The organism is Rhodococcus opacus B4, from assembly GCF_000010805.1.
Taxonomy (GTDB): domain Bacteria; phylum Actinomycetota; class Actinomycetes; order Mycobacteriales; family Mycobacteriaceae; genus Rhodococcus_F; species Rhodococcus_F opacus_C.
This window is the reverse complement of record NC_012522.1, coordinates 2,837,688-2,860,929: the sequence shown is the minus strand read 5'-3', so window position 1 is coordinate 2,860,929 and position 23,242 is coordinate 2,837,688. Positions and strand designations below refer to the sequence as shown.

General features: G+C 67.5%; 17 protein-coding genes, 1 pseudogene and 3 riboswitches. Of the genes and pseudogenes, 9 read left to right on the top strand and 9 right to left on the bottom strand.

Features of this window, described 5'->3' with window-relative positions; all coding sequences use genetic code 11:
* Positions 1 to 11: 11 nt before the first annotated feature.
* The 6 genes and pseudogenes from ROP_RS13210 to ROP_RS44805 form a co-directional block, all read right to left on the bottom strand.
* Positions 12 to 1,394, bottom strand: a complete 1,383-nt coding sequence (locus tag ROP_RS13210) for an L-serine ammonia-lyase (RefSeq protein ID WP_012689861.1) — start codon at positions 1,392 to 1,394, stop codon at positions 12 to 14.
* Positions 1,394 to 2,662 carry a serine hydroxymethyltransferase gene (gene glyA / locus ROP_RS13205; protein ID WP_012689860.1) on the bottom strand — a complete coding sequence of 423 codons (1,269 nt, stop codon included), beginning with the start codon at positions 2,660 to 2,662 and terminating at the stop codon, positions 1,394 to 1,396. The genes ROP_RS13210 and glyA overlap by 1 nt, the downstream gene beginning before the upstream one ends.
* Positions 2,659 to 3,063 carry a glycine cleavage system protein GcvH gene (gene gcvH, locus ROP_RS13200; protein WP_012689859.1) on the bottom strand — a complete coding sequence of 135 codons (405 nt, stop codon included), beginning with the start codon at positions 3,061 to 3,063 and terminating at the stop codon, positions 2,659 to 2,661. The genes glyA and gcvH overlap by 4 nt, the downstream gene beginning before the upstream one ends.
* A 37-nt stretch (positions 3,064 to 3,100) precedes the next feature.
* A complete protein-coding gene (gene gcvT / locus ROP_RS13195; RefSeq protein ID WP_012689858.1) occupies positions 3,101 to 4,216 on the bottom strand; it encodes a glycine cleavage system aminomethyltransferase GcvT in 1,116 nt (371 codons plus the stop codon).
* Complete coding sequence (gene gcvP, locus ROP_RS13190; protein WP_043824695.1) at positions 4,213 to 7,182, bottom strand: aminomethyl-transferring glycine dehydrogenase; 2,970 nt, start codon at positions 7,180 to 7,182, stop codon at positions 4,213 to 4,215. Before gcvP ends, gcvT begins: the two co-directional genes overlap by 4 nt.
* Positions 7,183 to 7,304: 122 nt before the next feature.
* Positions 7,305 to 7,396: riboswitch (glycine riboswitch) on the bottom strand.
* Positions 7,397 to 7,502: 106 nt separating this feature from the next.
* Positions 7,503 to 8,735 (bottom strand): annotated as a pseudogene (locus ROP_RS44805) (integrase catalytic domain-containing protein).
* Positions 8,736 to 9,062: 327 nt separating this feature from the next.
* Here ROP_RS44805 and lipA point away from each other — a divergent pair.
* From lipA to ROP_RS13155, 5 genes are all read left to right on the top strand, one after another.
* Entirely contained in the window at positions 9,063 to 10,001 is a 939-nt protein-coding gene (gene lipA, locus ROP_RS13175; RefSeq protein WP_012689853.1) for a lipoyl synthase, read from the top strand.
* A gap of 35 nt (positions 10,002 to 10,036) precedes the next feature.
* A complete protein-coding gene (lpdA, locus tag ROP_RS13170; protein WP_012689852.1) occupies positions 10,037 to 11,410 on the top strand; it encodes a dihydrolipoyl dehydrogenase in 1,374 nt (457 codons plus the stop codon).
* Between the two features lie 199 nt (positions 11,411 to 11,609).
* Positions 11,610 to 11,701: riboswitch (glycine riboswitch) on the top strand.
* Positions 11,702 to 11,704: 3 nt separating this feature from the next.
* A riboswitch (glycine riboswitch) is annotated at positions 11,705 to 11,805 on the top strand.
* Positions 11,806 to 11,928: 123 nt separating this feature from the next.
* A complete protein-coding gene (locus ROP_RS13165; protein ID WP_231868901.1) occupies positions 11,929 to 12,621 on the top strand; it encodes a DUF5058 family protein in 693 nt (230 codons plus the stop codon).
* 28 nt (positions 12,622 to 12,649) lie between these two features.
* Positions 12,650 to 13,384: a hypothetical protein gene (locus tag ROP_RS13160; protein ID WP_012689850.1), complete on the top strand. Its 735-nt coding sequence runs from the start codon at positions 12,650 to 12,652 to the stop codon at positions 13,382 to 13,384.
* Positions 13,385 to 13,435: 51 nt separating this feature from the next.
* Positions 13,436 to 14,659 carry an amidohydrolase gene (locus ROP_RS13155; protein WP_012689849.1) on the top strand — a complete coding sequence of 408 codons (1,224 nt, stop codon included), beginning with the start codon at positions 13,436 to 13,438 and terminating at the stop codon, positions 14,657 to 14,659.
* 69 nt (positions 14,660 to 14,728) lie between these two features.
* Here the strand turns inward: ROP_RS13155 and ROP_RS13150 are convergent, their stop codons facing one another.
* The 3 genes from ROP_RS13150 to ROP_RS13140 all read right to left on the bottom strand — a co-directional run bounded on the left by ROP_RS13150 (position 14,729) and on the right by ROP_RS13140 (position 18,647).
* On the bottom strand, positions 14,729 to 16,075 hold the full coding sequence (locus tag ROP_RS13150; RefSeq protein ID WP_012689848.1) for an MFS transporter: 1,347 nt from the start codon (positions 16,073 to 16,075) through the stop codon (positions 14,729 to 14,731).
* Between the two features lie 143 nt (positions 16,076 to 16,218).
* Positions 16,219 to 17,724: a flavin-containing monooxygenase gene (locus tag ROP_RS13145; RefSeq protein WP_012689847.1), complete on the bottom strand. Its 1,506-nt coding sequence runs from the start codon at positions 17,722 to 17,724 to the stop codon at positions 16,219 to 16,221.
* Positions 17,725 to 17,753: 29 nt separating this feature from the next.
* Positions 17,754 to 18,647 carry an SDR family oxidoreductase gene (locus ROP_RS13140; RefSeq protein ID WP_012689846.1) on the bottom strand — a complete coding sequence of 298 codons (894 nt, stop codon included), beginning with the start codon at positions 18,645 to 18,647 and terminating at the stop codon, positions 17,754 to 17,756.
* Between the two features lie 76 nt (positions 18,648 to 18,723).
* Between ROP_RS13140 and ROP_RS13135 the strand changes: the two genes are divergently transcribed.
* The 4 genes from ROP_RS13135 (at position 18,724) to ROP_RS13120 (ending at position 23,128) form a co-directional block, all read left to right on the top strand.
* Entirely contained in the window at positions 18,724 to 19,371 is a 648-nt protein-coding gene (locus ROP_RS13135; RefSeq protein ID WP_012689845.1) for a TetR/AcrR family transcriptional regulator, read from the top strand.
* Between the two features lie 165 nt (positions 19,372 to 19,536).
* Positions 19,537 to 20,808 carry a hypothetical protein gene (locus tag ROP_RS13130; protein WP_012689844.1) on the top strand — a complete coding sequence of 424 codons (1,272 nt, stop codon included), beginning with the start codon at positions 19,537 to 19,539 and terminating at the stop codon, positions 20,806 to 20,808.
* 184 nt (positions 20,809 to 20,992) lie between these two features.
* Positions 20,993 to 22,348, top strand: coding sequence for an MFS transporter (locus ROP_RS13125; protein WP_012689843.1), 1,356 nt, complete (start codon positions 20,993 to 20,995; stop codon positions 22,346 to 22,348).
* Between the two features lie 18 nt (positions 22,349 to 22,366).
* Complete coding sequence (locus ROP_RS13120; protein WP_012689842.1) at positions 22,367 to 23,128, top strand: IclR family transcriptional regulator; 762 nt, start codon at positions 22,367 to 22,369, stop codon at positions 23,126 to 23,128.
* Positions 23,129 to 23,242: the final 114 nt, after the last annotated feature.

Below are 23,242 nucleotides of genomic sequence, written 5' to 3'. Positions count from 1 at the left end.
CCGATTGTGCGTCAGCATTCGACGAGGTTCACCGACACGTTCACGGCGAGACCGCCGGTGGACGTCTCCTTGTACTTCGAGCTCATGTCGGCGCCGGTGGCCCGCATCGTCTCGATCACCTGATCGAGGCTGACGCGGTGGGTGCCGTCGCCGCGCAGCGCCATCCGGGCGGCGTTGATCGCCTTGCCCGCCGAGATGGCGTTCCGCTCGATGCACGGGATCTGCACCAGGCCCCCGATGGGATCGCACGTCAGACCCAGACTGTGTTCCATCGCGATCTCCGCCGAGTTCTCCACCTGCGCGGGGCTGCCGTCGAGGATCTCGGCGAGACCGGCGGCGGCCATCGACGCGGCGGAGCCGACCTCGCCCTGGCAGCCCACCTCGGCCCCGGAGATCGAGGCCCGCTCCTTGTACAGGGATCCGATTGCGCCTGCCGCCAACAGGAATCGCACCGAGGTGCCGTCCGGATCCGCCTTCCCCGCCGGGGTGTAGTGCAGCGCGTAGTGCAGCACCGCCGGGATGATGCCGGCCGCGCCGTTGGTGGGGGCGGTGACGATCCGCCCACCGGACGCGTTCTCCTCGTTGACGGCGAGAGCCACCAGGTTCACCCAGTCCTCGGCGAACGCGGGATCACGGTCGGGGTCTTCGACGTTCAACCGCTCGTACCAGCCGCGAGCGCGTCGGCGCACCCGCAGAGTGCCGGGCAGATACCCGTCCCGGCCGATTCCGCGTCGCTGGCACTCGACCATCACGTCCCGGATGTGCAGGAGTCGCGCCCGGACCTCTGACTCGGGACGGAGAGCCCGCTCGTGTTCGAGCATCACCTCGCTGATCGTGAGCCCGTAGTGTTCGGTGAGGTCCAGCAACTCGCGCGCCGACCCGAACGACAGCGAGTTCGCGACGGTGCCGACGGCCACGTCCGGCTCGTCGCCGGTGACGACGAACCCGCCGCCGATCGAATAGTACGTCTGCGCGTGCAGTTCTGGTCCGTCCGCGCCGATTGCGGTGAGGGTCATGGCATTCGGGTGGAAGTCGAGGACGGTCAGCGGATGCAGCACCATCTCGTCCTCCGCGAGCGCGATGCTCACCTCGCCGCCGAGGCGAATCCGCCTGCTTGCCCGCACCGCGTCCAGCCGCGTTTCCATCTCCTCGGTGGCGATGGTCTCCGGCCGGTACCCCTCGAGGCCGAGGAGGATCGCGGACATGGTCCCGTGCCCGGCGCCGGTCGCCGCGAGCGAACCGAACAGGTCGACGCGGACACCCGCGACGTCGCGGAGAACGCCCAGTGCGGCGAGGTCGTCGACGAACGCGCCCGCCGCCCGCATCGGCCCGACCGTGTGCGAACTGGACGGGCCGATGCCGACGGAGAACAGGTCGAACACACTGATTGTCATTACAGTGCGGGGTAGAGGGGGTATTTGTCGGCGAGGGCGCGGACCTGGGCTGCCAGTCCGGTCGTGTCCGCGTCGGCGGGGGCGACGAGAGCCTGGGCGATCAGGTCGGCGACCGTCACGAAGTCGTCCCGGCCGAAGCCGCGCGCGGCGAGTGCCGGCGTGCCGATCCGCAGGCCGGACGTCACCATCGGCGGCCGCGGGTCGAACGGGACGGCGTTGCGGTTGACGGTGATGCCGATCGCGTCGAGGCGGTCCTCGGCCTGCTGTCCGTCGATGTCGGCGTCGCGGAGGTCGACGAGGACGAGGTGCACGTCTGTGCCGCCGGTGAGGACGCTGATTCCGGCTTCCTTGACGTCGGGGCGGCTGAGGCGCTCGGCGAGAACCTTCGCGCCCTCGAGGCAGCGTTCCTGACGTTCCGCGAAGTCGGGTTCGGCGGCCATCTTGAATGCCGTTGCCTTGCCCGCGATCACATGCTCGAGCGGCCCGCCCTGCTGGCCGGGGAAGACCGCCGAGTTGATCTTCTTCGCGATGGCCGCGTCGTTGGTCAGGATGATCCCGCCGCGGGGCCCGCCGAGCGTCTTGTGCGTCGTCGATGTGACGACGTGCGCGTGCGGGACCGGGGACGGGTGGAATCCGGTGGCCACGAGGCCGGCGAAGTGGGCCATGTCGACCATCAGGTAGGCGCCGACCTCGTCCGCGATCTCCCGGAACCGGGCGAAGTCCAGCTGGCGCGGGTAGGCCGACCAGCCGGCGATGATCAGTTGCGGCCGGTGTTCGCGGGCCGCCTTCGCGACCTCGTCCATGTCGATGAGGTAGTCCTGCTCGGACACCCCGTACGCCGCCACGTTGTAGAGCTTGCCGGAGAAGTTCAGCCGCATGCCGTGGGTGAGGTGGCCGCCGTCGGCGAGGGAGAGACCGAGGATGGTGTCGCCCGGCTTGATCAGCGCGTGCATCACCGACGCGTTCGCGGTGGCGCCGGAATGCGGTTGCACGTTGGCGTATTCCGCGGCGAACAGGGCCTTGACGCGGTCGAGGGCGAGCTGCTCGATGGAGTCGACGTGCTCGCAGCCACCGTAGTAGCGGCGGCCCGGATACCCCTCGGCGTATTTGTTGGTCAGCACCGAGCCCTGCGCCTGCATCACGGCGAGCGGCGCGTGGTTCTCCGACGCGATCATCTCCAGGCCGGTGCGCTGACGCTCGAGTTCCTTGCCGATCAGTGCGGCGACGTCCGGATCGAAATCCGCGAGGTCACGGTTCAGGACGCTCATGCGTTCACTCCGTTCTTCTCGGCGTACTCGGCGGCGGTGAGGAGCTCCCCGGCGCCGGACGGCTGGACGGCGAACAGCCAGCCCTCGCCGAACGGGTCGGAGGTGACCAGTCCCGGGTCGTCGACGGCGGCGGAGTTGACGAGGGTCACCCGGCCGCTCACCGGCGGGTACAGCTCGGAGACGGTCTTCGTGGACTCGACCTCGCCGCACGCCTCACCGGCGACGATGGTCGTCCCGACCTCGGGCAGATCGACGAAGACGAGTTCGCCGAGCGAGTCGACGGCGAGGGAGGTGATGCCGACGCGGACGGGCTCGTCGGGTAGAGCGGCGCCCGGCGCGATCAGGACCCACTCGTGGTCGTCGGTGTAGCTGCGGTCGTCGGGGAAGGCTGCTGGAGACATGGCTGTACCTTTTCGGGGCCGAAGGGAGTGGGAGGGTTCAGGAACGGCGGTAGAACGGCGACGGGGTGACGACGAACGGTTCCTTCTTGCCGCGGATGTCGACGGTCAGCTCGGTGCCGGGTTCACGGAACGCGATGTCGACGAACGCCAGCGCGATCGGATGCCCGAGCGTCGGGGACAGGGCGCCGGACGTGATCGTGCCGACGGCCGTTCCGCTGGTCGTGTCGTGGACGGTGTAGTCGGCGCGGGCGGCCCGGCGTCCGGTGCCCGCGAGACCGACGAGGACCCGCTGCGGGGCCTGCTCCGACAACGCCTGCAGCGCATCGCGTCCGACGAACTCCTTGTTCAGCCGGACCACCTTGCCGAGACCGGCCTCGTACGGGTCCGTGTCGAGGGTCAGCTCGTGCCCGTACAGCGCCATCCCGGCCTCGAGGCGCAGGGTGTCGCGGCAGGCGAGACCCGCGGGGACGCCGTCATGGGCCGTGGTGGCGTCGAGGAGCGCGCGCCACAACTGCACGGCCTGTGCGTTCGGCACGTACAACTCGAAGCCGTCCTCACCGGTGTAGCCGGTGCGGGCCAGGAGGACGTCGATGCCGGCGACGGCCGCGCGGGTGACCGCGTAGTACTTCAGTTCCGCGACGGTCTCCACCTGCGGGGCGGGGACGAGGGACCGCACGATGTCCTGGGCGGCCGGTCCCTGTACCGCGATCAGCGCGGTCTCCGCGGACTGGTCGTCGACGGTTGCCGAGAAACCTTCGGCGCGTGCCGCGAGTTCGCGGTACACGGCCGGGGCGTTCGAGGCGTTGGCGACCACGAGGAAGTGCTCGTTGGCGAGACGGTAGACGACGAGATCGTCGATCACGCCGCCGTCGGCGTTGCAGAGCAGCGAGTACTTGGCCCGGCCGACGCCGATCTTCGACAACTCGCCTGCCAGTGCGTAGTCGAGCAGTGCGCCGGATTCAGTTCCGGTAACGGCGATCTCACCCATGTGCGAGAGGTCGAAGAGTCCGGCGGTCTTGCGAACGGCGTGGTGTTCGGCGAGTTCGCTGTCGTATTTCAGCGGCATCTGCCAGCCGGCGAAGTCGGTGAAATGGGCGCCGAGCGCGGTGTGTTCGCCGAGCAGCGGGGACGCGGGTGTCGTGGTGACGGTCATGCGAAAGCCTCCTCGGGGGTCTCGGCAAGCGCCGAGGAATTTGCTCCTGCGGTCTTGATTGGCGGTTCGATATCGGTGGTGTTCTCGAAGGCTTCGGGCGCGGGGCACGAGCACACGAGGTTGCGGTCGCCGTGCACGCCGTCGATGCGGCGCACCGGAGGCCAGTACTTGCCGGCCCGCAGCGACGCGACCGGGAAGGCGGCCAGGTGCCGCGGGTAGGGCAGATCCCAGGTGTCCGCGGTGACCTGATCCGCGGTGTGCGGGGCCTGACGCAGCGGGCTGCGTTCGAGCGGCCACACGCCGTCGCCGACCAGATCGATTTCGCGGCGGATCGAGATCATTGCCTCGATGAAGCGGTCGAGTTCGGCCAGATCCTCGGACTCGGTGGGCTCGACCATCAGGGTGCCGCTGACGGGGAACGACAGGGTGGGAGCGTGGAAACCGTAGTCGATCAACCGCTTTGCCACGTCCTCGGCGGTCACGCCGGTCGCCTTCGTGACCGGTCGCAGGTCCAGGATGCACTCGTGCGCCACCAGACCCGAGGGCCCGGTGTACAGGACGGGGAAGTGCGCGTCGAGCGATTTCGCGACGTAGTTGGCGGCGAGCACCGCGGACTTGGTGGCGTCCGTCAGCCCGTCCGGGCCCATCAGGGCGATGTACGCCCACGTGATCGGCAGGATCCCGGCGGAGCCGTAGTTCGCCGCCGACACAGGAGTGCCGAGTTGGTCGCCGCCGAGCGGGTTGCCGGGCAGGAACGGGGCCAGGTGCTTGCGCACAGCGACCGGTCCGACACCGGGGCCGCCGCCGCCGTGCGGGATGCAGAACGTCTTGTGCAGGTTCAGGTGTGACACGTCGCCGCCGAACTTGCCTGGCTGGGCCAGGCCGACGAGCGCGTTGAGGTTGGCGCCGTCGACGTACACCTGACCGCCGGCCTCGTGCACCAGGTCGCACACCGTCCGCACGTCGGTCTCGTACACACCGTGGGTGGACGGGTAGGTCAGCATGATCGCGGCGATCGTGCCCTCGTGCGCCGCGATCTTCGCGCGCAGGTCGTCCAAGTCGATGTTGCCGTTCGACGCCGTCGCGACCACCACCACCCGCATGCCGGCCAGCACCGCGGAGGCGGCGTTGGTGCCGTGCGCAGACTGCGGGATGAGGCAGATGTCGCGTCCGTGGTCGCCGCGGGACTCGTGGTAGCCGTTGATGGCCAGCAGCCCGGCGAGTTCGCCCTGCGATCCGGCGTTGGGCTGCAACGACACCCGGTCGTATCCGGTGATCTCACCGAGCCACCGCTCGAGCCCGCGGATGAGCTGCAGGTAGCCGCTGGTCTGTTCGACCGGGGCGTACGGGTGGATGGACGCGAACCCGGGCCAGCTGATCGGCTCCATCTCCACTGCGGAGTTGAGCTTCATCGTGCACGAGCCGAGCGGGATCATGGTGCGGTCCAGCGCGAGGTCCTTGTCCGACAGCGCGCGCAGGAAGCGGAGCATCGACGTCTCGGACCGGTGCTCGTGGAACACGGGGTGCCGCAGGTAGTTCGACGTGCGCAGCAGCGACGGCGGCAGTTGCGAGACCGTGCCCGCCTGGACTCCGGCGCCGAACGCGGACAGGACCCGGTCCACGATCTCGTCGGTGGTGCATTCGTCGCAGGCGATCGCCACGTGGTCCGCGTCGACCAGTCGCAGGTTGATGCCGGCGCGGTCGGCGCGGTCGACGATGCCGCGGGCCCCGGCCGGAACGTGCACCAGCACGGTGTCGAAGAAGCTGTCGTGGACCACCGAGTGTCCGGCCGTGCGGAGGCTGCCCGCGACGGCGGAGGCGTACCCGTGCACCCGAGTGGCGATGGCACGCAACCCTTCCGGTCCGTGGTACGCGGCGTACATGGCGGCGACGTTGGCGAGGAGCGCCTGCGCCGTACAGATGTTGCTGGTCGCCTTGTCGCGGCGGATGTGCTGCTCGCGGGTCTGCAGTGCCAGCCGGTAGGCGGTCTTCCCGTCGACGTCGACGGACACCCCGACGAGGCGGCCGGGCAGCATGCGCTCGAGCCCACTGCGCACGGCCATGTAACCGGCGTGCGGTCCACCGAAGAACAGCGGAACACCGAAACGCTGCGCGGATCCCACCGCGATGTCGGCGCCCTGCTCACCGGGCGGGGTGAGGAGCGTCAGCGACAGCAGGTCGGCGGCGACCGTGGTCAGTGCGCCCCGCTCCTGGGCGGCGGCGATGAGCGGAGCCAGATCGCGCACGTGCCCGCTGGCCCCCGGCGCCTGGAACACGACGCCGAACAGGTCACCGTCCGGGAGTCCGCCGGTCAGGTCGGCGACCTCGACGTCGATGCCCACCGACCTGGCCCGGCCGCACACCACCGCGAGGGTCTGCGGCAGGCAGTCGGCGTCGACGACCACGCGGGGCGTCCCCGACTTCGCCTTGTTCGCGCGCCGCATCAGCAGCACCGCCTCCATCACCGCGGTCGCCTCGTCCAGCAGGGAGGCACCGGCGAGGGGGAGGGCCGTCAGGTCCTCGATGACCGTCTGGAACGTCAGCAGCGCCTCGAGCCTGCCCTGGGAGATCTCCGGCTGATACGGCGTGTAGGCGGTGTACCAGGCCGGCGACTCCAGCATGTTGCGGCGCAGTACCGCGGGGGTGATGGTGTCGGAATAGCCGAGGCCGATCATCTGCACACGGGTCTCGTTGCGCTCCGACAGCGTCCGCAGGTCGGACAGCACCTGCTGCTCGGACCGCGCCGCAGGCAGGTCCAGAGGTTCCGAGCTGCGGATCTGGTCGGGTACGGCGGCATCGATGAGCTGATCGAGCGTGTCGTACCCGAGGGCGCCGAGCATGCGCTCGGTGGCGGAAGCGTCGGGACCGATGTGGCGTGACGGAAAATCGCTGGCAGGCGGGGTGACGCGAGGTATCTCAGACAAGAGGTGACTCCGGTTTCGTTGAGTCCGGACCGCACCGGACATCGACAAGGGGGCACCTCCCCGCTCTGTCCTGAAACCTGAGAGTTTGGGCGCACCGCATGCGCGGCGTGCTCTTCACCTTCGGTAAGTACCGGCCGTGCGGCCGATTCTTTCTCCAGAGTTGCCTCTGCGCTGCGGTACTGGGGCCTGAGAGATTCCCGGGGAGGAAGTTGCTCCTACGGCGCCTCCGACAAGGAGGTTCTCCCGCTGCGCGTCAACGGCGTATTCAGTTGTGGTCGGCCAAACAGTACACAGACGGGGCGGGTTTGTCTCCCCAGGCTCCTTCGCGGTCGCCGAGCGGCGACGATCCCTGTTGCCTCGAGTCAAGATGCGCGCGAAGTCTGATTCGTTGACTCATGTGAGAGTGCGCGCGTGGAGGGGCGGGGTTTGGCCGGCCCGGCCTTGCTGGTGGTGATCGTGAGCAGTTCGGTGGTCAGTGCCTGGATCCGGCGCTGGAGGGCTGCAGGGTTCAGCTGGGCGTAGGTGTCGGCAAGGATCTCCTTGTCTTGTTTCCCGACCGCTTCGTGGTGTTCGGCGCGGCGGTGTGGGGTGGTCGCCGTGTCGTACTTCTTGGCGACCTTCGCGCCGCTGCGGACCTTCGAGACGAGTTTCTGCTGCGGGCAGAAGTAGTTCGCCAGCTGCGACTGCAGCACCCAGATCTTGCCCCGCAACACCAGTTCTGCTTCGGTGTCGTAGCGGTGGTAGCCGACGACGGTGCGCACGATCGCCCAGTTCTTCTGCTCCACGTGGCAGCCGTCGTTGGAGTTGCCGGGCCGCGACCGGGTGAAGGTGATCTTCCGTTTCTCGCACCACGCCAGGAGGTGATGATTGATGAATTCCGAACCGTTGTCGCTGTCCACGCCCAGGATCTTCGAATGGCATGATCTTCGCGATCTCGTCCAGGGCGGCGATCACCCATTTGCGGGCCTTGTTGCGCACGCTGCGGTTCTCGGTCCACCCGGTGGCAATGTCGGTCACCGTCAGCGTGTAGGCATGCTCACCTTCGGCGTTGCCGCCTTCGTGGCCGACCAGGTCGATCTCGGGCGTTCCCCGGTTTCGCGTCGTCCCAGTCCGCCCATGTGCGGATCGGGATCTGCGACTTGAGCAGCGACCCCGGCTTGGTGTGGGCTGCGGCCCCTCAGCTCGTGCTTTTTCCGTTCGGTGGCCAGGCGCCTGTCGATGGTGGCCGCCGACATCCCCATCAGCAACGCTGCGGTAGCGTCGTCGATGTCGAGTTCGTCGAAGCGGCGCAGCACTCCCACCAGCTCGGGCAGGATCGGGGCCAGACGCTTCCCGGCGGGCATACGCAGCACTGCCCAGCAGAAGATCAGCGCCGCCACCACTTTCGGCCCGTACTTCGGCGGCCGCGGGACGCGCGGCCTGACGATCCGCGGTGTGCACGCCTGGGCGAGTGCCTTACGGGCATGATTGCGATGCCACCCGGTCGTGGCGCACAGCTCGTCGAGGATCCGGCCCTTCCCGGACTTGTCGGCCCGCCGATAACGCGTCGCGACCGCCTTCGTCACAGCCTTGCGTTGACTCATCGTCAGTCCCATCGTCCGGGCCTATCCGACAATCCATCCTCGGGCCGGGTAGGCGCGCCGCACGCGCGCATTCCTCGATGAGGCAACCAACAGGGTTACGCGCGCATTTTCGATGAGTCAACGCGCGATCTTGCCAAAACGCCTCGTCATTTGGCATCCTCGACTGATCCTCGCTCGGACGTGACCGCACACGCCGATCGATGAGAGCCCAGATAGCCGTAATTGCAACGGTTGTCGTCGTGCGCTCGCCTTCCCCTCACTTTCCTCGTCGAGCGGTGCCGCCCGCGCGCCGCCCGACATTCCATACCGATCGGTCTCAGTCGATCGAAGGAGCTCCCCATGACCACATCTCCGCTCGCCCCGGCCACCCGCCGCCTGCTCCGTCTCGAAGTCCGCAATGCCCAGACCCCGGTCGAACGCAAACCGTCGTGGATGAAGGTACAGATGCGGACCGGCCTCGAATACCGGGACCTCGCCGCCCTCGTCGAACGCGAGAACCTGAACACCGTGTGTCAGGAAGCCGGATGTCCCAACATCTTCGAATGCTGGGAGGACCGGGAGGCCACGTTCCTCATCGGCGGGAGCCAATGCACCCGGCGGTGCGACTTCTGCCAGATCGACACCGGTAAGCCGGCCGACCTGGATCGGGGAGAACCCCGGCGGGTCGCGGAATCGGTGCAGACCATGGGCCTCCGGTACGCCACCGTCACCGGAGTGGCACGCGACGACCTGCCCGACGGCGGCGCCTGGCTGTACGCCGAGACGGTCCGGCAGATTCACGAACTGTGCCCGGGCACCGGCGTCGAACTGCTGATCCCCGACTTCAATGCCGACGCCGCGCAGCTACGCGAAGTGTTCGACACTCGCCCCGAAGTACTGGCGCACAATGTGGAGACCGTTCCCCGGATCTTCCGTCGTATCCGGCCTGCCTTCACCTACGAGCGGTCCCTCGAGGTGATCACGCGCGCCCGGCAGGACGGTCTGATCACCAAGTCGAACCTGATCCTCGGGATGGGGGAGACCACGGACGAGGTGATCCAGGCCCTCCGGGACCTCCACACCGCCGGCTGCCAGCTGATCACGATCACGCAGTATCTGCGGCCCTCGGCCCGGCACCATCCGGTGGAGCGGTGGGCGAAACCCGCGGAGTTCGTGATGCTCGACGGGATCGCCCGCGAGATCGGATTCCTCGGTGTCCTGTCCGGTCCGCTCGTGCGTTCCTCCTATCGGGCGGGCCGCCTGCACGCCGAAGCCGTCGCCGCGACCTCCGCGCACTGATGTCGATTCCCTTTCCGTTCCAGCAAGGAGTTCCCATGTCCCACCGAACTGCAGATGTCGTCATCCTCGGCGGCGGTTCCGGCGGCTATGCGGCCGCGATCCGCTCGGCCGAACTGGGCCGATCGGTCATTCTGATCGAAGAGAACGAACTCGGCGGCACGTGCCTGCACCAGGGGTGCATTCCGACCAAGGCGCTGCTGCATTCCGCCGAGGTCGCCGACAGCGCCCGCACGGCTTCGCAGTTCGGTGTCGACGTCACGTTCGGCGGGGTCGACCTCGAGAAAGTGCTGAGCTACCAGAACACGATCATCACCCGGCTGCACAAGGGGCTGCAGGGCCTCGTCGACTCGTACGGCATCACCGTCGTCAACGGCCGTGGACGGCTGGTCGGGCCCAACGGTGTCGAGGTGGACGGCGAGCTGATCACCGGCGCCGCCGTCGTCCTGGCGACGGGCTCGTCACCGAAGACGCTGCCGGGCATCAGCATCGGCGGCAGGGTCGTCACCAGTGACGAGGCGTTGGTGCTGCCGTCGGTCCCGAAGAAGGCGATCATCCTCGGCGGGGGCGTCATCGGCGTCGAATTCGCCAGTGTGTGGGCGTCGTTCGGTACGTCGGTCACGATCGTCGAGGCGATGTCCAGGCTGGTGCCGAACGAGGACGAGACGGTGTCCAAGTATCTCGAGCGGGCGTTCCGTCGTCGCAAGATCGCCGCGAAGACAGGCGTGCGGGTGACCGACGTGACGCAGGACGACAACTCGGTGTCCGTCACCCTCGACTCCGGCGACGTGCTCGATGCCGACGTCGTACTGGTCGCGGTCGGTCGTGGTCCGAACACCTCCTCGATGGGTTACGAGGAGACCGGAGTGGTCCTCGATCGGGGATTCGTGGTCACCAGCGACCGACTGCGCACCACGGTGCCGAACGTCTACGCGGTCGGCGACATCGTGCCCGGCCTCCAGCTCGCGCACCGCGGCTTCCAGCAGGGCATCTTCGTGGCGGAGGAAATCGCTGGGCTCCGTCCGGACGTCATCGACGAGACCGGCATCCCCCGCGTCACGTACTCCCACCCGGAGGTCGCGTCGGTCGGGTTGACCGAGACCGCGGCGCGGGAGAAGTTCGGCGACGAGATCCGGACGGTCGTCCACGATCTCGCCGGCAACGGCAAGAGTCAGATCCTCAAGACGTCGGGGGCGGTCAAGCTGGTGGTCGCGCCGGACGGTGTCGTGGTCGGTGTGCACATGGTCGGCGACCGCGTCGGCGAGCTGATCGGTGAGGCGCAGCTGCTGTACAACTTCGAGGTCGACGCCGCCCAGGCGGCGAAATACGTGCACGCCCACCCCACCCAGGGCGAGGCACTCGGGGAGGCGCTGATGGCGGTGGCCGGCAAACCGCTCCACGTCCACGGCTGACCCCCATGTGAGTGGCAAAGTGTGCTTGCGCACGCTTTGCCACTCACATGAGGTGTTCGGCATGCGAACGCGCAGTATGGGATTCATCAACTGACTGTGTTTACACTTCGGAACGGTTCGGTCATCGTTTCGTAACACGTCTGCGGAACAGTACGTCCCGAGTCAGTTCGATTCGGAACCATCTCGATGGTTTCTCCCTATGAACCTGGCTGGAGAGTTCCGGGACCGCGTCCCGGGCGCCGAAGGAGCAAGTACCCACAAACTCTCAGGCACCAGGACAGTCAGGGTCGGGAACTCTGGAGAGCAGCGTGTCGCCTGTAACGGCACGCTCACCGACGGGGCACGATGACCACTCGCACGAGTGTGTCTCCAAACTCTCAGGTTACGGAACAGAGCGGGTGTCAGCCGAGGCGATCCACCGGATCACCCTCACATCGCTCGAGCAATCGGCTCACCGGTTGCTCACTCTCCCTGGGAGATCCATGAATGTGACTGCTAGTGGGACATCCACGAACATCATGGCTGTCGCCAACTCGCCTGTTCTCTGGGTGGCCGTTGCCGGCATCTTCGTCGTCATCGTCGTGCAGTCGGCGATCTACATGACCGCGGTTCGCAAGGTGGCACCCGTCGCGGACATGTCGCCGGAAGACATGAAGGTGTCGTTCCGCTCCGGGGCCGTGTCGGCGATCGGACCGTCCCTGGCGGTCTGTCTCGTCGCGATCGCCCTCCTCGCCCTCTTCGGCACGCCCGCCGTTCTGGCCCGCATCGGTTTGATCGGCTCCGCCGCGTACGACGTGTCCGCGGCCAGCATCGCCGCCGAGTCGATGGGTGCGAAACTCGGCGCCGACACCTACACACAGAACGTGTTCGTCGTCGCCTTCTTCGCCATGAGCATCGGCGGCGTGATGTGGATGCTGTCCGCGCTCATCCTCACTCCACTGCTCAAGCGGGGCGACGCGAAGATCCGCACGGTGAATCCGGCGTTGATGGCGGTCGTCCCCTCAGCCGCTCTGATCGGCGCGTTCGCCTCGCTGGGCTTTCAGGAACTGACGAAATCCAGCTACCACATCGTCGCGTTCGCCGCCTCCGCCGTCGCGATGGGGATCTGCCTCTTCGTCGCCCGCACGTTCGGCAAGAGCTGGCTCCGCGAATGGGGACTGGGCATTTCGATCCTCGTCGCACTCACCGTCACCTACCTGGTCACCTCCTGATTCACGACTCGCACGGAAAGGACTTTCGATGACTACCGACGAAGCCGTAACAGTGTCCGGCACGCGTGAACTCGCCGAATTCGACAAGACCACGTCCCGCTGGGGTCGCCTCACGATGATCGTCGGGTTGCTCCTGTCGATCGGTGCGCCTCTGTACCTGGTGTTCTCGGGTGAGGTGGACGTCACGGCGGGCCAGTTGTGGACCGCGTTCGCAGCGGTCGCCGGGACCTTCTTCATCATCTGGCTGGTCGAACCCCTGACCTATTTTCCCATCCTCGGGCCGGCCGCGATGTACCAGGCGTTCATGATCGGCAACATCGCGAACAAGCTGTTGCCGGCCGCGCTGATCGCGCAGACGAACATCGGCGCGAAGCCGGGAACCAAGCGGGCCGAACTGGCTGCGGTCCTGGCTATCTGCGGTGCCGCGATGGTGCACCTCGTGTCGCTGGCGGTGTTCGTCGGGCTGCTCGGCACGTGGCTGATCAGTGTGATTCCCGCCGATATCGTGACCGTCACCCGTTCCTACATCCTTCCCTCGGTCCTGGGGGCGGTCCTCGTGCAGGCGATCGTGTCGATGAAGCAGCCCCGGGCCACTGTGGTCGCGCTGCTGGTGGCCGCGATCATCACGTTCGTCGTGGTTCCGGCGATGCCGAGCCTCGCGCTGTCGTCCACCGCCATCGCGGTGATCGTGACGGCGGTCCTCGCCTGGTTCCTCAGGAACAAGAACGACCAGAGCCCTGCCGGTCTCGCGACCATCGAGTAAGAATCGATGCGCGGAAATACCTCACCTTCACCTGATTCGAAAGTAGGCTCCATGACCGACCTGCCGATCGCGCTCACCGACGAGCTGCGGACGAAGATGCACGACCTCTACCGCCACCTGCATGCGAACCCGGAACTGTCGATGCAGGAACACAAGACCGCCGAGCTGATCCAGAGTTCCCTCGTCGCCCTGGGGATCGACACGTTCGTCTGCGGCGGCACCGGAGTGGTCGGTGTCCTGACCAACGGCGAGGGCCCCACGGTGGCGTTCCGCGCCGATTCGGATGGGCTGCCGATCGCGGAGGACACCGGCGTCGACTACTCCAGCACCGCCACCGGACACCTCGACGACGGCACCGAGGTGCCCGTGATGCACGGCTGCGGCCACGACACGCACGTCGCCACCCTGCTCACCGTCGCCGAATTGCTGGCCGGCGCGCGTGAGGCCTGGGCCGGAACGATCGTGTTCCTCTTCCAACCGGGCGAGGAAACGGCTGCAGGCGCCAGGGCGATGATCGAGGATGGCCTGTGGGATCGGGCACCCAAGCCGGAAATCGTCTTCGGGCAGCACGTCGGACCGATGCTGGCCGGCACCGTGCACGTCACGAGTGGCGATGCGATGGCCATGGCCGATTCGTTGAAGGTCACCGTCTACGGTCAGGGCTCACACGGCTCCCAGCCTCAGGATTCGATCGACCCGATCATCCAGGGCGTCAACATGATCAACCGCATCCAGACCATCGTGTCCCGCGAGGTGCACCCTCTGAAGCCGGCGGTCGTCACGGTCGCGACGTTCCATGCGGGACTGAAGGAGAACATCATCGCGGACCGGGCCGAGTTCACGATTAACGTGCGCACCCTCGACCCCGGGGTCCGTGAGAAGGTCAACGCCGCGCTGCGCCGCATCATCTACGCCGAGGCCGACGCGTCCGGGGCACCGAAGCCCCTGATCGAGGAGCTGTACACGTTCCCGCGCAACTACAACGATCCCGACGCCACCGCCGATCTCGTCGCCGAGCTGCGGAAGGTGTTGGGCGAGAACAACGTCACACTGTCGTCGCCGATGATGGGTTCGGAAGACTTCGGCCTGCTCGCCGAGGTGATCGGCGTGCCGTCGGTGTTCTGGATGTTCGGCGGTCACACCACCGACACGCTCGAGAGCGGAAAGCCTGTGCCGGTGAACCACTCACCGTTCTTCGCGCCGGTCGCGGAGCCCACCCTGTCCACCGGCGTCCGGGCGGCGATGACGGCAATCCTGTCGAAGGTCGGGATCTAGGCCCTCCGGGCCCGTGAGTGGTTGACGAGTCTCTGCACTCGTCAACCACTCACGGGCGGCGGAGCCGCCTCAGTGGGTGGTCAGCGGTGCGTCCGCGGTGGCGTCCACGGCGGTCTTCTCGAACCGCAACCGCGACACGGCGAGTCCGGCGAGGGCGAAGGAGGCGGCGACCAGGATGTACAGCTGCGTGGGCGACCAGTCCCGGTCGAGGAGGGCGCCCGCGACGATCGGGGACGCGATGGCGCCGACGCGACCGATGCCGATGCCCCAGCCGACTCCGGTGGCCCGGACTGCCGGGGAGTAGACCGACGGCGTGATCGCGTACAGCCCGGCGATGCAGCCGTTGGCGAACACGCCGATCAGGGCACCGAGCCCGAACGCGATGACGATCGATGCGGTGGCGGGGACGAAGACGACGAGCAGCACCCCCGCGATTGCCAGGTAGGCGATGAGCACCCGCTTCAGGGCGAACCGTGCCGACAGTGCGCCGAGCAGGGTGGCGCCGAAGATGCCGCCGAGGTTGAGGAGGACACCGCCGGTGACGCCCTGGTTCGCGGACATGCCCGCCTCGACCAGCAGTTTCGGCGTCCAACTGGTGACGAAGTAGAAGCCGAACATCGCCATGAAGAACGCGAACCACACCAGGAGGGTGCTGCGGCGCCGCTCCGGGGAGAGGAGCACGCGCACGGCGAATCCGGCGTCCGCTGTTGCGGCGGTGCGCGGTGCGGGCAGTTCGTCGAGGGGCGGCTGACCGGCCCGCTGCGCGAACGCGTTGATCCGGGCGAGGGCGTTGGCCGGGCGACGGACGAGCAGGAAGTCGATCGACTCGGGGAGCCGCGCGTAGACGACGGGGATGATCACGGCCGTGCACAGGCCACCGAACAGGAACACCGATCGCCAGCCGAGCGAGTTCTGCAGCACGACGGCGATGATGCCGCCGAGGGTGGCGCCGACGGCGTACCCGGTGGAATTGAGGCTCACGGCCAGCCCGCGCCAGCGGTTCGACGCGTACTCACTGGCAATCACGTTGCTGCTGGCGAGGATTCCGCCGATCCCGACCCCGGTGAGAGCGCGGAGCAGGCCGAGTTGCATCGCGTTCTGGCTGACCGCCGACAGCAGCATTCCCGACGACGCCAGCGCCAGGCACAGCAGGATCATGGCGCGGCGACCGATGGTGTCTGCCCACGGCGCCAGGAACAGCGACCCCGCGGCCATGCCGAACAGTCCGGCGCTGAGAAGGAGGCCGACGACGGAACCGGACAGGTCCCACTCCTGCGACACCGACTGCGCGGTGAATGCCATGACGAGGACGTCGAAGCCGTCGAGCACGTTGAGTAGACCGCAGATGGCGATGGCGCCCCATTGGTAGCGCGTCATCGGACTGTTGTCGATGCGTTCGCGTAGGTCTAATTGCATGCGCGGAACCTGCTCTTCCTCGGAGGTGGGCTGTGATGTGGCTCACGACTTCACCTACCGTGGCGGACAGGCCGCCCGTTTCCAACTCCGATTCCGAATGTCGGAATGGCTCCGCCCCGTGAGTACTTGTTAACCGCCGGCGGTTAACAAGTACTCACGGGTGCGAAGCGCATAGCGTCGTCGACGACCTTGCCGTGCCGCAGTGCCACCAGGTCGCGGAAGTAGTTCATCCGCAGGCGCCACGGTGCTTTCGACCCCTGCTTGGGGAACGACTCCACCGACCGCAGCACGTAGCCGGCGGCGAAGTCGAGGAACGGCTCCTCCTCGACCGCGCTGTCCCGCTCCGGGGCGCACTGCGCGAATCCGTTTGCGTCCATGTGCGCGAGCAGGCGGCAGACGTATTCGCACACCAGGTCGGCCTTGAGCGTCCAGGATGCGTTGGTGTAGCCGAGGACGAACGCGAAGTTGGGCACCCCGCTGAGCATCATCCCCTTGTACGCCATGGTCTCGGTGAGGTCGATGTCGTGGCCGTCGACGGCGAGTGTCATCCCGCCGAACGCGAGCAGGTTCAAACCCGTTGCGGTGACGACGACGTCGGCACGTAACTCGTCGCCGGACTTCAGCGTGATCCCGGTGTCGGTGAACGTGTCGATGTGATCGGTCACGATCGAGACCTCGTCGTTGCGGATGGAGCGGAACAGATCCCCGTTGGGCACGAGGCACAGTCGCTGATCCCACGGGTTGTACCGGGGCGTGAAGTGGGTGTCGATGTCGTAGCCCTTCGGCAGCCACTTCTCCTGCAGTTGCCGGATACGCCCCTTCATGAACTCCGGGTACCGCCGGCACAGTTGGTAGATCGCCGTCGCCACCGACGCGTTCTTCAACCGTGTCAGCGCGTAGGCGAGCCGCGTGGGCAGGTGGCGTCGCAGTTTGTTGGCCAGCTTGTCCTTGGCCGGCATCGAGATGATGTACGTGGGCGAGCGCTGCAGCATGGTCACGTGCGCGGCCTCGGCGGCCATCGACGGTGCCAGCGTCACGGCGGTGGCCCCGCTCCCGATGATGACGACGCGCTTGCCCGCGTAGTCGAGGTCCTCGGGCCACTTCTGCGGGTGCACGACCTGCCCGGCGAACCGGTCGATGCCCGGGAACTCGGGGGTGTAGCCCTCGTCGTAGCGGTAGTAGCCGCTGCAGGACATCAGGAAGTTCGCGGTGAACCGGACGGTCGCGCCGGTGTCGGTGCGCTCGGCGTCGACCGTCCACCGCGCGTCGGCGGTGGACCATTCGGCGCGAATCACCCGATGCCGGAACCGGACGTTCCGATCGATGCCGTGGTCGGCCGCCGTGTCCTTGACGTACTCGAGGATCGAGGGACCGTCGGCGATCGACTTGTCGTTCTCCCACGGCCGGAACCGGTAGCCGAGGGTGTACATGTCGGAGTCGGACCGAATGCCGGGGTAGCGGAACAGGTCCCACGTTCCGCCGATCGACTCGCGGCTCTCCAGGATCGCGTACGTCCGGCCGGGGAATCTGTCCTGCAGGTGGTACGCGGCCCCGATCCCGGACAGTCCGGCACCGATGATCAGCATGTCGAGATGTTCGACGGGAGCCTTCGCGCCGGCGGTGTCGGCGGGGATATCGGTCTGTGACATGAACACTCTCTCCCTGGGTGGGGCGGGGGCTATTTCGGGTCTACGGCGACGTCGTCGAGAGCGACATTACGTGCGCTGGTGGAGCGTCCGAGTTTCGCGACCTCCTCGTCCATCCGCGGCAGGATCTCCGGGACGTGTGGCAGCAGGCTGCGATCCCCGATTGGCGACGTCACCACCGCTTTCAGCCAGCTGACGAGCTCGACCCACCGCGGCACGTAGACGCGGCGCTTACGCCCGGCAAGGGCGTCGACGAACGCGTCGACGCATGCGTCCACCGACGTCGTCTTGCCGAGCGGTCCCGGCAGGACGGCGAGAAGTTGGTTGAATGCGGTGAGGTCGGCTTTTGCATCCTGAACGAGCGGTGTGTCGATCCACGACATGTGGGCCGAGCCCACGGCGACGCCGTGGTGCGCGACTTCGAGACGAAGGGTGTTGGCGAAATGCTCGATGCCGGCCTTGCTCGTGTTGTACGCGGCCAGTCCGGGTGCGGGCGCGAATGCGGCGAGCGACGAGACGACCAGGATGTAGCCCTTGCGCTCGATCACGGACGGTAGCGCGGCTCGGACGGTGTGGAAGACGCCGAGGATGTTGATGTCGATGACCCGCTTGAACGTGGCCGGATCGACCTGCATCACCGAGCCGTAACTGGCGATGCCGGCGTTCGCGACAACGAGGTCGATGCCGCCGAACTTCGCGACTCCGGCGTCGACGGCCTTCTGCACGGCGGCCAGGTCGCAGACGTCGGCGGCCACGTCGAGCGCGACGTCGGCACCGAGTTCGGCGGCGAGGGCCTTCAGCGGTCCGGCGTCCAGATCGATCAGGATCAGTTTGACGCCCTTGCGGGCGAGTGCGCGGGACGTTGCGGCTCCGATGCCCCGCGCGGCGCCGGTGACGAGTGCGACTTTGTTCCTGAGCGTGGGCATGGGATCTCCTGGCGTGTGATCTGGCACCGGACAGTGTCAGTTTGTATCTGGAACTGTGCGGTGTCAATATTGGGGAGTGAGTTCGCCCAGGCTCGACGAGACGGGCCGCACCTACCGCGGTGCGGGCCCTCGCCAGCGTCAGGAAGAACGGCGCGCGCGCCTCGTCGACGCCGCCGTCGAGGTGTTCGGGACCAGCGGATACCGGTCCGCGACGGTCGGGAAGATCTGCGCGACCGCCGGGCTCACCAAGCGCTATTTCTACGAGTCGTTCGACGACAGTGAGGCCCTGCTGCTGGCGGCGTACGCGAGCGTGACCGACAGTCTCCGGGACAGCGTCCTGCGCGGCGCGGTGGAGGGGGGCGCCGATCTGGACGCCCGGGTCCGTGGGGCGCTGACCGCGTTCTTTCGGTCCGTCGCGGACGACCCGCGGATTTCACGGATTGCGTTCCAGGAGGTCCTCGGCGTCGGCCCGGAGGTCGACAACGCCTACCGCCGCGTCACGCGGTCGTTCGTGGACGCCGTGCTCGTCGTCATCGGTCCGGCCGTCGACCGTGCCGCGTTCCCTGACTTCCACCTCCGCACCCTCGCGACCGGCCTGGTCGGAGCGGTGTTGATGATCGCCCAGCAATGGGTGCTGTCGGAGAACCCTCAGCCGATCGAGACGGTCATCGCCAGCGCGCACATCATCCTCTCTGCCGTCCTGGGTGAACTCGGCCCCACGTGAGTGGCGTTGCGTGCCGGGGGACTCTTCAGCACTCACGTGGGGGTGAATCTCGGCAAACCCCTGACGTGAGTCGCATTGCGTGCCGGGGGACTCTTCAGCACTCACGTGGGGGTGAATCTCGGCAAACCCCGGACACAATCACATATATGTTGTTAAATACCTGACATGCCCGGTGCTGTGCACTGCCAATCACCTTGGGTCCGCAACACGACGATCCGCGGGGTGCTCGTCGCGTTGCTCGGGGTCCTCGCGTTGGCCGGTCCGGCACCGAACGTCGCGCACGCAGACGGCTACGCGGACCTCCTCGACCTCACGCCCGCGAATGCCGCGGCGGAGTCGATCGGCGGTCTCGACCCCCGGCTGCCCACCGACTCGGCCCCGCTCGGTGCCGCGCTGGCCGCCGCCCGCTCCGACGGCGTCGCGCCGACCAGGTACTCCGCTCTGCTGCAACAGTATTGGCTGGCTCGAGGATCCGAGGCGTCGGGCATCGACCTCGCTGGGTGGGATCCGAACGCCGGGCTGATCGCCAACGCGGCGGTGGTCGACCGGGTGTACGAGAACTACGGCCGCTATCAACTCCAGCGCGCCGAGCTCTACTGGTCGGGCATGGCGGGGCTGGCGGGAGGCTCGTTCGCCGCGGGTTTCTGGGACCTCGACCTCGGCCGGACGGTGCTCGGCGTGGACGCCGTCCACACGCTCGGCACCGCCGTCGCGTCCGCGGCCGGCGGGTTGCCCGGCGAGGCGATGACGCTCCTGCCCTCGGACCCGAGAATGCTCGCCACCCTCGGCCCGGCGATGACCGCCGAAGACCTGGACTGGTATCAGAAACGCCTGCTGATGATGCAGAAGCACATCTACTTCGACATGGTGCCCATGCACGAGGCGTACCTGAACGAGGGCAGGGCCGCAATCGAGGAGATGGCCGCCGCGGGACTGCTCGACGAAAATGCCGAGATCGCCTGGAACGGCATCTTCGCCGGCACGCCCGGGGGATACGTCGATGCCCTGTTCCGGATGGCGTCGCGGGAACAGAATCAGATCATCGCCGACCAGTGGGACGTCACCGCGGCGGCGCGCCACGGCATCGGCCGGGCGCTCACGTACGCCACCACCGTCGCGGCACAGCCCTCAGTTCCCGGCTCGCGCGCGCCGGGCAGGGTGACGCCGATGTCGGTGACGGGTGACGTGAACGGCGCGGACTACCGTCTCCGGACACCGCTGCCCGGCTTCAACTGGGCCGATCGGGAGCCGCGCTGGCAGTACATCGTCAGCGACATCGCCTCGTCCTACCAGCGCCTCGCCGAGGGCCGCCCGGGCGAATTGCGCGCTCTGCTCGCGATCCCGTTCCGCGACTTCGTCGAGAGTCAGCGGGTGCTGCGTCGGGTGCCCGACCTCGCCCGGGACATGAGCACCGGCTGGGAGCTGTCGCCGGCGTAGCCGTAGGCGCTGCCGGTGCCTGGACGAACGGGACGCTCGTTCGATCTGACGCTACGAGCGTCCCGTTCGTCCGAGAGGGGCGGAGCACCGCCGGCTTTCCAATGGATGGATGTGACGTTGCGCACGCGTACCGGCGGTTGGCACGTTGAGTTCCACCACGCCAGGCCCGATCGCAGGAGAGCCGATGAACGTATCCGCCGTGACGCACGAAAGTCCGACGTCCGAGACGCCCCCCACCGCCGTCGCGAAGACGCCGAAGAAGGCGGCGCTCGCGTCGTTCCTCGGCAGCGCGCTCGAGTATTACGACTTCTTCATCTACGGATCCGCCGCGGCCCTGGTCTTCGGGCACACGTTCTTCCCGGCCGGCAACGACGCGATCGGCACGGTCGCCGCGCTCGCGACGTTCGGCGTCGGTTACGTGGCCCGGCCGGTCGGCGGAATCGTGCTGGGCCATTTCGGAGACAAGCTGGGCCGTAAGAAGATTCTGTTGCTGACGCTGCTCATCATGGGCCTGTCGAGTCTCGCGATCGGCTTCCTGCCCACGTACGAGCAGATCGGCATCGCCGCCCCGATCCTGCTCGTCCTGTGCCGCCTCGCGCAGGGATTCTCGGCGGGCGGCGAGGCGGCGGGCGCCAGCACGCTCACGCTCGAGCACTCACCCGAGGGGCGGCGGGCCTTCTTCACCAGCTTCACCATGACGGGTTACGCCGCCGGGATGGTGCTCGCGACCCTCGTCTTCATCCCCGTGGCCGCGCTGCCGAAGGACCAGCTCGACAGCTGGGGATGGCGAATCCCGTTCTGGTGCAGCGCCGTGATGCTCGTGGTCGCCTACTTCGTGCGCACCAAGCTCGACGAGACCCCGGTGTTCGAGGAGTCGCGTGAGCACGCGGAAGTGCAGAAGCTGCCCGTCGTCACCGTCGTGACCACCCAGTGGCGGGACGTTCTGCGGATCGCCCTGTGCTCGCTGTTCGCCGTCGGGCAGACGGTGTTCACCGTCTTCGGGCTCGCCTACGCCACCGGACCCGACGTCGGCATCGACCGGACCACGATGCTGTGGGCGTCGTCGGCGTCGATCGCGGGTTCCATCGTCGCGATACCGCTGCTCGCCAAGTTGTCGGACCGCGTCGGGCGCCGCCCCGTGTGGATCACCGGCGCTCTCGGGTGCGGCGTGACGATCTTCGGGTACTTCTGGGCCATCTCGGTCGGCTCCGTTCCGCTGATCTTCCTCGCTGCTCTGCTCACGATGACGTTGTTCTACTCGATGGTGAACGGCCTGTGGCCGAGCTTCTTCACCGAGATGTTCGCTGCGCCCGTGCGATATTCCGGGTTCGCCGTCGGCACGCAGATCGGTTTCCTCATCGCCGGTTTCGCCCCGGCGATCGGCTGGGCGCTGCTGGGGACCGGGGTGAACGCGTGGGTGCCGGTCGCCGTCTTCACGGCGCTCTGCATGCTGATCTCGTCCGTGGCCGCCTTCACCGCCCGCGAGACGTACCGGGTGCCGCTGGCCGAACTCGGGCGTCCGTCGACCTCGCGGGAGTAGCCGGAGGACAATGGGGCGATGTCACGGACACCGACAGGAGAATCGGTCACTGCCCGCGTCGTGAGGGTCTTGTCCTCCTTCGACGCGGACACACCGTCCCTGTCGGTGTCCGACATCGCGCGCCGGTCCGACCTCCCCGTCGCGACGGCGCACCGCATCGTCGGCGAACTCGTGAAGTACCGCCTCCTCGAACGCAACGACACCCGCATCAGCATCGGGGTGCGGATGTGGGAGCTGGGCTCCCGCGGCTCGCACACCCTCAGCCTGCGCGAGGCCGCGATGCCGTTCATGGAAGACGTGAACGCCGCGATCAAACAGCACACTCAGCTGGGCGTCCTCGACGGCAACGAGGTGCTGTTCGTCGAACGGCTCTCCACCCGCGGCTCCGTCGTCAACGTCACCAAGATCGCCGGACGACTGCCGGTGCACGCCTGCTCGTCCGGTCTGGTCCTGATGGCCCACGCCTCCCGCGACGTGCAGGACGAGTTGCTGTCGGAGCCGCTCGAACGGTACACCGACGCCACCGTCACCGATCCCGAGCAGATGCGGCGTCTCCTCGCCGAGGTGCGCCATCAGCATTTCGCGGTGGCCGCCGGTCTCATCACCCCCGGCGCGACGGGAGTCGCTGTGCCCGTGCGGGACAGCGACGGAGGACGGGTGATCGCCGCGCTGTCTGTCGTCATCCCGCACGACCAGGCGAACCCGCAGTCGGTGGTGGCGGCGCTGACGACGGCGTCGCGCGGCATCACCCGCGCGATAACGCGCGGATCGCGGCACTGACAGAAACCTTTCCATCCATTGGAGTCAGGCTGTGACGCCAGTCTCGGCTCGGCCACAGTGGGTGGCACGAACACACCGTCACCGGTCACGAAGGTTCAGTCGAAAGTGACTGCA